The sequence below is a fragment of the Pseudomonas sp. BTN1 genome, assembly GCF_001907715.1.
In the GTDB taxonomy this organism is placed as follows: Bacteria; Pseudomonadota; Gammaproteobacteria; order Pseudomonadales; family Pseudomonadaceae; genus Aquipseudomonas; species Aquipseudomonas paracarnis.
The window spans coordinates 1-13,269 of record NZ_MPBM01000056.1 but is presented as its reverse complement, the minus strand read 5'-3'; the positions used below and the strand labels follow the sequence as shown (position 1 = coordinate 13,269).

Sequence of the window (13,269 nt, the reverse complement as noted above, 5' to 3'; positions counted from 1 at the left end):
TGTCGGTTTTTATGTCGGTGTGTTTTGGGAGGGGCCAAAAAGTAACGAAAAGTTGCTGGCCCCGCCACTCGGCACCTGGCTGGGGCGCGGTGTGCCCGTAATCCGCCAGTGATTTGGGGGGCCGCCGCCACGCGCCATCCATGGCGCGGGGCGGCTAAACCGGCATCCCTGCCGGTTTACCCCCCAAATCCCTGTCGAATTCCGGCCAGCGTGGTTTAACGGGGCGTCTGAGATCAAAAGCAGATCAAGAGCAAGATCAAGATCAAGATCAAGAGCGGCTCGCTTCGCATCGTGGTTACCTGGGCGGCACATTTGACTTCTCTGTCGATTGAACCGCCGCCTTCGCAGGCAAGCCAGCTCCCACAGATTGAGTGAGGTCATTTCAGCTCATTTGTACCCTCCAGAAGCCTGTAAACCCCGCTTTGACAGGCTCTGCCCGCAACCTTGTCACAGAACCGTCACGCCTCATCCCTAGCTTGCCCTCCCAGTTGCCGGGCCCCTTGCCTGGCGCCAACGGATTCTTGGGGAGGGTTTCATGTACAAGCGCACCGGGCTCGTCAGCTTTACGCTTACCGCCTTGGCTCTGGCGATAGCCTGCGAGCGGCTCAACGCCGCCGAAGCGGCCACCGAGCATGTCGATGTGGTCGGCCAAGCCGCTGCGATCGACAGCGCCCTCAAGGAGCAACGCTCTTCCGACAGTATCAAAAGCGTGGTGCATGCCGACGGCGTCGCCCAGTTGCCGGATGAGAATGTTGCCGAGGCGGTGCAGCGCTTGCCGGGCATCAGCGTTGAACGTGACCAGGGTGAAGGCCGCTTTGTCAGCGTGCGCGGCCTGGGCCCGGACCTCAACAGTGTGACCATCAACGGCACCCTGGTGCCATCCCCCGAGAGCGAACGCCGCGCCGTGGCCCTCGATGTTCTGCCCTCGGAATTGGTGCAGTCGCTGTCGGTGATCAAGACGCTCACACCGGACATGGACGCCAACTCCCTCGGCGGCACTGTCGATGTGAAGAGCCTCTCGGCGTTCGACCACAAGGGCCTGTTCTACACCGGCAGCACCGAGGCCAGTTATGACAAGAACACGCACCAGACCAGCCCGAAATTCTCTGGCGCCGCCAGTAACCGGTTCAGCCTCGGCGACGGTATCGACAACTTTGGCGTGGCCGCGGCGCTCAGTTGGCAGAAGCGTGATTTCGGCTCGGACAACGTCGAAACTGGCGGCGCCTGGGACTTCACCAACGGCGCCCGGCTCAACGAATTCGAGCAGCGCGACTACGACATCAGCCGTGAACGCGCCGGTGGTGGCCTTAACTTCGATTACAAGCCCGATGACCTGAGCAGCTACTATCTGCGCACCCTCTACAGCCGCTACAAGGACACCGAAACCCGCAACGCCGCCAGCCTCGAGTTCGCTGACCCGCAAGCGCCCGGTGAATTGGGCGAAGCCGAGGGCAAACGCAAGCTCAAGAACCGCGAGGAAACCCAGCAAATCCAGTCCTACGTATTGGGCGGTGAACGCCTGCTCGGCCTGTGGACCTTGAGCGGCCAGGCCGGTTACAGCCGTTCCAGCGAAGACAGCCCGGGGCATATTGCCGGTGCGACCTTCGATGGCGGTGATTTTGCCCACAGCGGCTTTTACGACAAGGCCAAGCCGCGGCCCATCGTTGGTAGCGGTTTCTACGACCCTGCCAATTTCAGCCTCGACAAAGTCGACTGGGAAAAACAGCACACCCAGGACACCGAGAAAAACCTGCGCCTGGACCTGGCGCGCGACTACGACCTGCGCGGTTACGCATCCCAGTTCAAGTTCGGCGGCAAGGTCAGCCGACGCCACAAGGACAATGACTTGGAGGCCTGGGTCTACAAGGACCTGGATGAACAGGGCTTGAGCGATGAACAACTCAACCTCACGCAGTTCCAGAAGGGCAGCGTCGACTACCGTCTCGGCCGCTTTGGCCCAGGCATCAGCGCGAGCAATATCCGCCAGTTGATCGGCGGCCTCAATCGCGATGACTTCTATGACCCCACCGAATCCACGGTCAACGACTTCACCATCCGCGAAGACATCAACGCCGGCTACCTGATGAACACCGTCGATATTGACGACTGGCGCTTCATTGCCGGCATGCGTTACGAGGGGACTGAATTCGAAGCCAAGGGCACCGGCGCCACGGACGGCCAGTTCAGCGCCACCGAGACCAAGCGCCGTTATCACCATTGGCTGCCGGGCTTGCATGCGCGCTACCAGATTGACAAGAACACCCAAGTGCGCGCCGCCTGGACCAAATCGGTGGTGCGTCCGACCTTTGGCCAACTGGCCCCAGGTTTTGTGATCGACGATGACGAAGCCACCTTCGGCAACCCGGACCTCAAGCCTCTGGAGTCGAGCAACCTGGACCTGGGCATCGAACATTTCATGGGCCGTGCCGGTACCGTGTCGGCATTCGTGTTCTACAAAGACATCCAGAACTTCGTCTACAACACCGATGTCGCCGGTACCGGGGCCTGGGCCAACTTCGCCGAGGCGCACACCTTTGCCAACGGCGACAGCGCCAAACTCTATGGCCTGGAGTTGGCCTACTCACAGAAGTTCGACTGGCTGCCTGCGCCGTGGAACGGCTTGATGATCGGCGCCAACAGCACCTTCAGCCGTTCCAGCGCGGACATCGAGGGCTTCGACAGTGCCAGCGGGCGCAATCGCAAGCGCAACATCAGCCTGCCCAACCAATCAGACACGGTCGGCAACCTGATGCTCGGTTGGGAAGACGACACACTCAGCCTGCGTCTCTCGGCCAATTACAAATCGGCCTACCTGTACGAGTTGGCGTCGATCAACGACAAGGCCCATGACCTGCACGTCGACGCGCAAACCTTCGTTGATTTCAGCGCGCGCTACTCGCTGACCAAGAACCTGCAGGTCAGCTTCGAGGCACAGAACCTCACCGATGAGTCGTACTTCGTCTACACCGGCCACCGCAGCTACAACGGCCAGTACGAAGAGTACGGCCCCACCTACAAGCTGGGCCTGACATTCACCCATTTCTAACGATAACGCGTGCATCCTGAAGGATTTGTCTGTTCATGAGAATTTCCAAGCTGTGCCTGCTGGTCGTACTGGTTAGCAGCGCCAATGCGTTCGCCACTGACCTACCCTTGACCCCGTGGGCACCGAGCCTTAACGCCCAAGCCGTTGCCTTCCTGCCCGGCGGCACCCAGCGCGTAGCGGCCAGTGCCCGCGACGGCCTGCTGCTGCTCGACGATAACGGCGTCGAACTGGCCCGCTTCAAAGGCCGTTTCAGCAGCCTCGACATACGCACTGGCGGCACTCAATCGCTGATCGCCAGCCTCGACAACGACCGCCAGCAGGCCTTGCTGATCGGCCTCGATGGCGCCGGCAAAACCTGGGGTACGCCGCTGTACCTGCCGCCCCGCGACTTTGCGGTAAACAGCCTGTGCCTCAATCGCGATGCGGCGGCCAACCTGTTTGTGTTTCTGGTCGGTGAAGAGGGCAAGGGCGAACAGTGGCTGGTGGGCAATGGTGCGACCCTGTTGGCCCAGGCGCAGCGTGTTCGCAGCCTGCCACTGCCGCCATCGGCGCAATACTGCCAAGTGGACGATGCGACCGAGCGATTGGTGGTGAATGAGCAAAACGTCGGCTGGTGGGCCTACCCGGCGCACCCGGAAGCCGAGGTGAAGCGCACGCCCGTGGCGCTGTTCGACGATCCCCAGCGCGAAGCCGGCGTCATGGCGCTGGTGCCGGGCGGGATGCTCGCGCTGGACCCGAAAACCGCGCAGTTGTACCTGTTCCAGCAAGTCGGGGAGCGTTGGGTCGGGCAATCCAGCCTGGCCTTGCCGGGCCTCAAAGAACCGGAGCAACTGGCGATACAGGGCCGGCAGGTGCTGGTGCGGGACGACAACAGCGGCCAGCTCTATCAGGGCCGTCTCGACTGGCAAGCCACGCCGGTGCCGGTTGCGCCGATACTTGCCCAAGTCGCTGCACTGCGCCAGACCGAACCCGTGGGTCGCCAGGGCGACGCGGCGGATGACCCGGCCATCTGGATTCACCCGGAAACACCGGCCAAAAGCCGTGTGCTGGGGACCAACAAGAAACAGGGCCTGCTGGCCTACGATCTCGACGGCAAGCTGCTGCAGGAACTGGCAGTGGGGCGCCTGAACAATGTCGACCTACGCCCAGGCTTCAAACTGGGTACGCACACCGTCGACCTGGCCGTGGCGAGTAACCGCGACCGCAACAGCTTGAGCCTGTTCAGCATCGACCGTCAGAGCGGCGAGCTGCGTGAAGCCGGTGAGGTCTCCACGCCACTCAAGGACATCTACGGCATCTGCCTGTACCAGCCCGCCAGCGGTGAACTCTACGCATTTGCCAATGACAAGGATGGCACCTTCCTGCAATACCGCCTGAGTGCACCGGCAGGCCGTGTGCAGGGCGAGTTGGTGCGTCAGTTCAAGGTCGACAGCCAACCCGAGGGCTGTGTGGCCGATGACCAGCGCCAACGCTTGTTTATCGGTGAGGAAGATGTCGGCGTGTGGGCGATGGATGCCCGTGCCGACCAACCGGCCATGCTCACTTCGGTGATCAATGTCGGCCCGCAACTGCATGCGGATGTCGAAGGCCTGGCGCTGTATCAAAGCCCCGCACGGGATTACCTGGTGATCTCCAGCCAAGGCAATGACAGCTACCTGGTGCTGGACGCCGAGCCGCCATTCGCTGTGCGCGGCGCCTTGCGCGTTGGCCTCAATGCGGCCGCCGGCATTGATGGCGCCTCGGAAACCGATGGCCTGGAGGTCACTTCCGTCAACCTCGGCGGGCCATGGAGCCAAGGCATGCTGGTGGTGCAGGACGGGCGCAAGCGCATGCCCGAGCAAGCCCAGAACTTCAAGTTCGTGCCCTGGGCCCAGGTGAGCCGTGCGTTGAAATTACCCTGAGCTGTCATCACGCAGTCATCCGTTTTTAATCGAATAGGAGCTTCACCATGCACGCGACGATGGAACATATGACGATCTGGAGCTTGATCAGCGACGCCAGCCTGTTGGTCAAGGCTGTGATGGTCACTTTGCTGCTGGCGTCCTTGCTCAGTTGGTACCTGATCATTCAGCGCAGCAGTGTGCTGCGTGGTCTGGAACGCCAGCTTGACGGCTTCCTGGCGCGCTTTCGCGGGGCGTCGGACCTGCAACCCTTGTATCGCGAAACCGTGCAGGCGGGCGAGGGCGGTGTGGCGCCGATCTTTATTGCGGGTATGCAGGAATACCAGCACTTGCACCACCACGATCCGGCAGTGCTCGAGGGTGTGGAGCGCGCCTTGCAGGTAGCGATCACCGAGCAGGAGCTGGAGCTGGAAAAGGGCTTGCAGTTTCTGGCCACGGTGGGGTCGGTCAGCCCCTACATTGGCCTGTTCGGGACCGTGTGGGGCATCATGAATTCGTTCCTCGGCTTGTCCCAGGTGCAACAGGCCACCCTATCGACCGTGGCACCGGGTATTGCAGAAGCCTTGATTGCCACGGCCATTGGCCTGTTTGCGGCGATTCCGGCAGTGGTCGCCTATAACCGCTTTGCGGCACGCAGCCAGACCTTGCTCACGCGCTACTACGCTTTTGGCAATGAGCTGCAAGTGCACCTGCACCGCACACTGCGCGGTACCTCGAACAACCTGGCCGTGGCCGCCTGAACAAGGAGCAAAGCGATGTTGACCAGGCCGCAACGCAAGCACGGGCCCAAGGCCGAGATGAATGTGGTGCCCTACATCGACGTGATGCTGGTGCTGCTGGTGATTTTCATGGTCACCGCGCCCATGCTCACCCAGGGCGTGAAGATCGAACTGCCCAAGGTCGCCGCCGAGGCACTGGCCACCGATACGCGCCAGCAGATCCTGACGTTATCGGTGAAGGCGGACGGTGGCTACTACTGGAACCTGGGGGGCGAACTGGATACCCGCCAGCAGACCGACAGCGCGGTGACCCTGGAAGAAATGAGCGCCAAGGTCATGCAGGTGGTGGCGTCGCGCAGCGATACCCAGGTGTATATCCGCGCTGATGACAATGCCGGTTATGGCCGTGTGGTGGCGGCCATGGCGGTGCTGCAGAAGGGCGGCATCAGCAATCTTGGGCTGGTGACAGAGGCCCCACAATGACGGTGATGATCATGCACAGTCCGGCACTGGCCTTGGCGCCTGACAGTGATGGTTTCTGGCGTAAAAGCCTGGCAGCGAGCCTGGCCGTGGCGCTGCATGGTGCGGTGGCAGTGGCGTTGATGCTGGGCTGGTCAACGGAGCGACCGGGGGTGCCAGCGCCACGGGTGATGCACACGCAGTGGGTGGTTTTACCCGCGCCGGCGCCTGCGCCGACACCTGAACCCGTCGCTGTCGCACTGCCAGAACCTGTTGCCATCCCGGTACCAACCAAACCGACGGTCGATCCGCAGGTCCAGGCGCAAAAGCTCGAGAAAGCCGCGCTGGCGCGCAAGCGGGTGGAAGAAAAGAAACTCGAGCAACAACAGCAGCGCATGGCGACCGAGCAGCGCAATCAGGCGTTGGAACAGCAGCGTCTGAGTCAGGCGCGTGCCGCTTCGGAAAAAGCCCGAGCCGCCGTGCCTGCGCCTACCCCTGCATTCGACAGCCGCCAGTACCAGCCCTTGAGCAAGGCCGCCCCCGACTACCCCGAACGCGCCTTGGACAAGAACATCGAAGGCGACTGTTCGGTGGAGTACACCGTCAACACCCAGGGCCACGTGGAAAACCCCAAGGTGCTGGACGGCTGTCACCCGTTGTTCATTCGGCCCTCATTGGCGGCGGCCAATACTTTTCGCTACCAGCCGAGAATCGTCGATGGCAAGGCTGTTGCCGTACCGGCAGTGCGCAACACCTTCCACTACCGCATCAAATGAGCTTCTCCAGCCACCTCCCCAAAACCTGTGGGAGCTGGCCTGCCTGCGATAGCGGTGGCTCAGTTGAATATTCAGTGACTGACACACCGCCTTCGCGGGCAAGCCCGCTTCCACAGGGGATCTGTGCCAGGCGCTGATTTTGTGGGCAATACATGACCAATGTGGGAGCTGGCCTGCCTGCGATAGCGGTGGCTCAGTTGAATATTCAGTGACTGACACACCGCCTTCGCGGGCAAGCCCGCTCCCACAGGGGATCTGTGCCGGGCGCTGATTTTTTGTGGGCAATGCATGACTAGTGTGGGAGCTGGCTTGCCTGCGAAAGCGGTGGCTCAGTTGAATATTCAGTGACTGACACACCGCCTTCGCGGGTAAGCTCGCTTCCACAGGGAATCTGTGCCAGGCGCTGATTTTGTGGGCAATACATGACTAGTGTGGGAGCTAGCTTGCCTGCGATAGCGGTGGCTTAGTTGAATATTCAGTGACTGACACACCGCCTTCGCGGGCAAGCCAGCTCCCACAGTGGAATGTGTTCAGGCCAGCGCTTTCTCGTGGGGTTCGATCACGCTGTAGCGGTTCGCTGGCACTTCCAGGCCGAGGTTGTCGCGCAATGTTCGGCCGCTGTACTCGGTACGAAACAACCCCCGCTGTTGAAGCACCGGCACCACCCATTCAGTGAAATACTGCAAGCCATCCGGCAGTACCGAATTGATAATGAAACCATCGCTGGCACCGCTCTCGAACCAGGTTTGGATCGCATCCGCGACCTGTTGCGGGGTGCCGACAAAGTCGCGCAGGGGCCGTGAGAAACGCAGGGCTACTTCGCGCAGGGTCAGGCCTTCGTCACGGGCCAGTTGCTTGATACGCTCGGAGCCACCTTTCTGGCTGTTGGCGCCCAGGTCGCCCAGTTCGGGAAAGGGCGCATCCAGCGGGTACTGGCTGAAATCATGGTCGTTGAACGGTCGGCCGAGGGCGACGATGGCGTCCTCCACAGTGACCAGCGCCACGGCTTGCTGGTAGCGGCTTTCCACTTCGGCGGCATCGCGCCCGACAATCGGGCGGATGCCCGGCAGGATCGACAGGCTGTCCGGGTCGCGGCCAAAGCCCTTGGCGCGGCGTTTCAAGTCGGCGCTGTAGGCCTTGGCCTCGTCGATAGTTTCCACGTGCACAAAAATCGCATCGGCGTTTTCAGCGGCAAAGTTACGCCCATCCTGCGAAGTGCCCGCCTGGAAAATCACCGGTTGGCCCTGGCGCGAACGCGCGATGTTCAGCGGGCCTTTGACCGAGAAGAATTCGCCCTTGTGGTTAAGCGCATGCAACTTGCCTGGGGTGAAGAATTCGCCGCTGTGTTTGTTATAGGCAAAGGCATCGTCCTCCCAGGAATCCCATAGGCCCTTGACCACATTCAAATGCTCCTTGGCGATGCGGTAACGCACGGCGTGGGGCGGGTGTTCGGCCTTGCCGAAATTATCGGCGGTGCCGCTCAGCCACGAGGTGACTACGTTCCAGCCAGCGCGGCCGCCGCTGATGTGGTCCAGGGAGGCGAACTGGCGTGCTACCTGGTAAGGCTCGGTGTAGCTGACGGTCACGGTGGCGACCAGGCCGATGTGAGTGGTCAGCGCGGCCAAGGCCGAGAGGATCGTCAGCGGCTCGAAACGGTTGAGGTAATGGGGGCTGGACTTGGGGTGGATATGCAGGCTGTCGGCGATGAACACGAAGTCGAACCGGGCGGCTTCGGCCAGTGCGGTCTGCTGCTTGTAGAAGCCGAAATTGGTGCTGGCGTCGGGTTGTGCCTGCGGGTGGCGCCATTCGCCCCAACCGTGGCCGACACCGTGCACCATGGCACCGAGTTTCAATTGACGTGGCTTGCTCATGTTCTGCTCCTTAGCGCGAGGCTTGTTCGAGGGGGATACGCTTGGCGTTGAAGCTGGAATCGAAGCCCTGGGAGACGTCGATGTGTTTGCTCAGCAGGCCTTCTTTTACATAGGTGTCGGCGGTGGCTTGCAGGCCATGGATCACCGTATCGTCAATCGTGACCGGGGAAAGATGGGTGTCCTTGGCCACTTCGATATGCACGGCCAGTGGCAGGCCAGTGATCTTGGCTTGGGCAGCGGCGTATTGCTCGGGATGGGTATTGGCCCAGGCGTAGGCGCGATCAATGCGGGCGACAAAGTCGTCCAGTTGCACACGTTTGTCGGCAATGGCCTGGCCGGTAGCGGCGAAGTACAGATGATTGCTCAGCAGGTGCTTGCCGCTCACCAGCACGCGAGCATTGCTCTGTGAGGTGACCACGGTGGTGTAAGGGTCCCACGTCGCCCAGGCATCGGCGGTGCCGTTGTCGAGTACCAACCGGGACTCGGCGGGCAGCAGGAAGATGAACTGCACATCCTGGGTGGTCAGCCCGGCATCGTTCAGGGCCTTGATCGCCAGGTAGTGCCCGATGGAGCCGCGCCCGGTGACGATCTTCTTGCCCTTGAGGTCGGCCGCGATCTTGATCGGTGAATCCTTGGGCACCAGCAGCGCCGTGGTGTTACGGCCTTCGGCATGGATGATGCTGATCACCTTGATCGAGGCACCGGCGCCGAGGGCGAACACATAAGGGGCATCGCCCAGGGCGCCGACATCCACAGCACCGGCATTCAGCGCTTCGCCCAGGGGCGAGGCCGAGGGGAATTCCGACCATTTGATCTCGTAGGGCACGTTCTGGCTTTCGCCCGAGGCTTCCAGCAGCGCCTTGATCGTGGATTTCTGGTTGGCCACGCGCAGCGGTTGCAGGTCGCCAGCCTGGACGGTGGAAAGCAGGCCGAGGGCGAGGGCAGCGCCCAGCAACAGGCGTTTGAATGGAATGGCGTACAGCATGGGAAAAACTCCAGGCGTTAGGTAAAGGAAAGTACCTCCGCCTGGAGAAGGGGTCGGTTGGGCGAAACGGTGCAGCGGTGAATCAGATCACGTAGAAGCCATGGGTGCCGTCGCGGGCCAGTTGTTCCACGAGGCCGAACTCCCAATCCAGGTAAGCCTGCATGGCTTCCCGAGGGTTGTCGGTGCCTTCGTAAGGGCGGCGGTAGCGGTCGATACGCGGGGACGCCAGGTGGCTTTCGCCTGACTCAAGGGGCAGTTGCGCTTGGATCCAGCCGGCCGTGCCGTCCTGCAGCAAAAAGACCGGCTTGCCGGTGAGGGCCTCGACTTCCGGCACGGCCAGGCGCGCCAGTTGGCTGCTGCCGCAGGTCAACACATAGCGCTGGGCGCTCGGTACCTTGCTCAGGGCCTCGGGTAGTTGCGCGCGCAGCACCCACCGGGCGCCGGGGATATGACGTTTCACGTAGTTGGCGCTGGCCGTGAAGTCCAGCACCTGCGTGTCGCCATGGCCGAGCCAGTCGGCAAGGGTGTGGGGGCTGATCAGTTCGGCCTGGGGCGGTGGCGGTACTGGCGCGACCCATGCGCCGCGCTCGCTGAAGTGCTCCGCTTGCAGGTCATCCAATACGTACACCTGCCAGCCCAACTGGGCCAGCCACGACGCGGACATATTGGCGCGCACACCGTCGTCGTCCACCAGGACCAGGCGCGCACCGCGCACACTGGCAACGTGGTCGGTTTCCTGCACCAGTTGCCCGCCCGGGGTGGCGCGGGCGCCCGGCAGGTGGCCGGCTTCGAATTCTTCTACGGTGCGCACATCGAACAGGTAAGTGGTGCGGGTCGCGTCCTGTTGCCAGCGCTGCAGGTCATTGAGCGTCGCACGCTTGACCCCGGCTTTATCGGCAACACCACGTGCCTTTTGGGCGGCGAGCTGGCGATGGTTTTCCGAGGTCGGCGCAAAGCGGCGCGCCTGGCCATGGGCCAGGGTCTGCCCGGCCAAGGTCCAGCCGATGGTGCCGTTGCGCAGGGCTGCCACCGGGTTGGGGAGGCCGGCGTTGATCAACGACTGGGTGCCGATAATGCTGCGGGTGCGCCCGGCGCAATTGACGATGATGCGCGTGGCTGGATCGGGCGCCAGCTCACGGGCGCGCAACACCAACTCGGCCCCCGGCACGCTGATGCTGGTGGGGATGCTCATGGTCTGGTATTCGTCGAAACGCCGCGCATCGAGCACCACCACATCGGCCTGGCTGTCGAGCAGGGCCTGGACCTCTTCGGCGGCCAGGGACGGCGTGTGACGCTGGTTCTCCACCAGTTCGCCAAACGCCTTGCTGGGTACATTGACGTCGATAAACAGCTCGCCACCGGCCCGACGCCAACCGTCCAGCCCATCCTCCAGCAGGCTGACTTGGGTGTAGCCCAGTGCAACCAGGCGTTCGGCGGCGCGCTGGGCCAGCCCTTCGTCGTTGTCGTACAGGGTGACTTGGGTATCGCGGCGTGGAATGCGCGCGTACACCTCCAGTTCCAGCTTGGACAAGGGAATATTCGCGGCGAACAGCGGATGGGCCTCGGCAAAGGGGGCTTCTTCGCGCACGTCGATCAGCGCGACTTCTTCGCGTGCCAACAGGGCCTGGCGAATCTGCGCAAAGCTGCGGGTCGATAGGGTGGTCATAGGGCAGGGCTCTTTTCTTTGGACAGGTCCCAGATGTTCGGGAGATAGGCGTTGGAATAGCCGGAGATAAACAGTTTCTCGCTGCCGTCGGGTTGATACACCGCCCGGCGCACCGCGCCGATATTGGCGCCGTATACGTGGATGCTGATGGACACTTGGTCGCCGTGGGCATTGCTGACCTGATGGACATCGCCGACTTTGGGCGACACCGCCTCGACCTGGCCCGGCAGCAATTGCACGGGTTCGCCTTGCGCTACCAGGCTGCCGCCCGGTGCCCGGGCAAACCCCTGGGAAACCTCCGCGCCGCGCAACATACCGATCAGCCCCCACACCCGGTGGTCATGAATCGGCGTGCGTTGCCCTGGCCCCCACACAAAGCTGACCACGCTGAATCGCTGGCGCGAATCGGCATGTAGCAAGAATTGCTGGTAGCGCTCGGGGTCGGGCTGGGCGAATTCGTCGGGCAGCCAATCATCGTGGCTGACCAATTGCGCCAGCAACTTGCCGCCACGGTGCAGCAGGTCGCCTTCACGCGGGTTGCCGTCGATCAATTCCGCCAGGGCGCCTATGAAGGCTCTGAGTCTCTCGGGGTGTCGGGCCTGGGTCATGACCATTCCATCGGGCTGTTGGTGTATTTTTATCTAAGCATAATGTTTGTTTTTAATATGCTATTTTTTAATGATTAGCTTATAGCCGGAGGTAATTTAGAACCGGTTTGAATAGGGTTAGACGTTATTGATCACTGGCTGGGCTATCCAGACCTGTGTGCGGCCACTATGCTTCACGCACATCTTAATGACTGATCTGTATGTGCAGCCCAAATGAAAATTGACGATATCGATGCCTTTGTCGAAGTGATTCGTTGCCAGTCCATCAGCCATGCCGCCGCGTCGTTGCAGCTGACCCAGCCAGCCATCACCCGCCGCGTGCAGAACTTCGAGCAGGCTCTGGGAGTGGAACTGTTCGACCGCAACACCAAGCCCCTCAAGCCAACGCTGATCGGTACGCGTGTCTATGAGCAATGCCGGTTGATCCTGCGCGAGATGGATGCCCTGCGCGAACTGGTGGCCACCGATGCGCCGCCCACCGGCGTGCTGCGCTTGGGCGTACCGCAGACCATTGGCGATGTGGTGCTGCTGGACGCACTCAAGCACCTGCGCAGCGAATACGCCGACTTGCGTGCCCAGGTTGCCACCGGCTGGGGCAGCCAATTGGTCGGCAAGATCGAACGCGGCGAACTGGATGCGGCGGTGGCGTTGTTCCCCGCGGGCAAGATCTTCCCGGACAACTTGATCGGTGAGTCCATCGGCAAGATGGAGTTGGTGGTGGTCTGTGCCAAGGCGCAATTGCCGAAGAAACCTTGCAAGCTGGCGAACGTGTACCAGAGCGGTTGGATCCTCAACCCGGACGGCTGCGGGTTCCGTGCGGGGTTGCAGCGCACCTTGTCTGACCAGGGCCTGGCGCTGCGGGTAAACCTGGAAACCTTTGGCACTGAACTGCAACTGGGCCTGGTGGCCGACGGTCTCGGCCTTGGCCTGGTGCCACGTCCGTTGCTGGAGCGCAGTGCTCATCGCGAGCAGTTGGCGGCGATGCCCCTCAAGGACTTCAAGCCGGTGATGGATTTGTGGCTGATCTATCCGCATTTTCTCGGCAACCTGCAAGGGCCGGTGGATGCTTTTGGTCAATGGGTGGCAGACGCTTTGCACAAGATCCGCAGCGCTGCCTGACGCTCTGCCAGCCGACGCTTATCCACCTGACACCCCGCGATTAAACTGTGGGAGCTGGCTTGCCTGCGATAGCGGCCTGACAGTCGATACAGTTATACCGAGTACATATCCATTCCTTC

The 13,269-nt window shown here is 61.9% G+C and carries 10 protein-coding genes; 6 read left to right on the top strand and 4 right to left on the bottom strand.

The window, feature by feature from the left end; all coding sequences use genetic code 11:
• The first annotated feature begins 535 nt into the window (after positions 1-535).
• The 5 genes from BMH52_RS24780 to BMH52_RS24760 are packed head-to-tail and all read left to right on the top strand — an operon-like array spanning position 536 to position 6,901.
• Positions 536-3,046, top strand: a complete 2,511-nt coding sequence (locus tag BMH52_RS24780; protein ID WP_038449890.1) for a TonB-dependent receptor — start codon at positions 536-538, stop codon at positions 3,044-3,046.
• Between the two features lie 35 nt (positions 3,047-3,081).
• On the top strand, positions 3,082-4,947 hold the full coding sequence (locus BMH52_RS24775; RefSeq protein WP_073845370.1) for a phytase: 1,866 nt from the start codon (positions 3,082-3,084) through the stop codon (positions 4,945-4,947).
• Between the two features lie 47 nt (positions 4,948-4,994).
• Positions 4,995-5,687 (top strand): protein TolQ, encoded by a 693-nt coding sequence (gene tolQ, locus BMH52_RS24770; RefSeq protein WP_072434454.1) that lies wholly within the window; start codon positions 4,995-4,997, stop codon positions 5,685-5,687.
• Positions 5,688-5,702: 15 nt separating this feature from the next.
• A complete protein-coding gene (tolR, locus tag BMH52_RS24765; protein WP_073845368.1) occupies positions 5,703-6,149 on the top strand; it encodes a protein TolR in 447 nt (148 codons plus the stop codon).
• Entirely contained in the window at positions 6,146-6,901 is a 756-nt protein-coding gene (locus BMH52_RS24760) for an energy transducer TonB (RefSeq protein WP_073845366.1), read from the top strand. Before tolR ends, BMH52_RS24760 begins: the two co-directional genes overlap by 4 nt.
• A gap of 530 nt (positions 6,902-7,431) precedes the next feature.
• Here the strand turns inward: BMH52_RS24760 and BMH52_RS24755 are convergent.
• The 4 genes from BMH52_RS24755 to BMH52_RS24740 form a co-directional block, all read right to left on the bottom strand.
• Positions 7,432-8,772 (bottom strand): LLM class flavin-dependent oxidoreductase, encoded by a 1,341-nt coding sequence (locus BMH52_RS24755; protein WP_060767288.1) that lies wholly within the window; start codon positions 8,770-8,772, stop codon positions 7,432-7,434.
• Positions 8,773-8,782: 10 nt separating this feature from the next.
• A complete protein-coding gene (locus BMH52_RS24750; RefSeq protein ID WP_073845364.1) occupies positions 8,783-9,757 on the bottom strand; it encodes an ABC transporter substrate-binding protein in 975 nt (324 codons plus the stop codon).
• An 82-nt stretch (positions 9,758-9,839) separates the two neighbouring features.
• Positions 9,840-11,423, bottom strand: a complete 1,584-nt coding sequence (locus BMH52_RS24745) for a rhodanese-related sulfurtransferase (RefSeq protein ID WP_073845362.1) — start codon at positions 11,421-11,423, stop codon at positions 9,840-9,842.
• Positions 11,420-12,031: a cysteine dioxygenase gene (locus BMH52_RS24740; protein WP_073845360.1), complete on the bottom strand. Its 612-nt coding sequence runs from the start codon at positions 12,029-12,031 to the stop codon at positions 11,420-11,422. Before BMH52_RS24740 ends, BMH52_RS24745 begins: the two co-directional genes overlap by 4 nt.
• Positions 12,032-12,244: 213 nt before the next feature.
• Here BMH52_RS24740 and BMH52_RS24735 point away from each other — a divergent pair, with 213 nt between their 5' ends.
• Positions 12,245-13,150, top strand: a complete 906-nt coding sequence (locus tag BMH52_RS24735; RefSeq protein ID WP_020302883.1) for a LysR family transcriptional regulator — start codon at positions 12,245-12,247, stop codon at positions 13,148-13,150.
• The last annotated feature ends 119 nt before the right edge of the window (positions 13,151-13,269 follow it).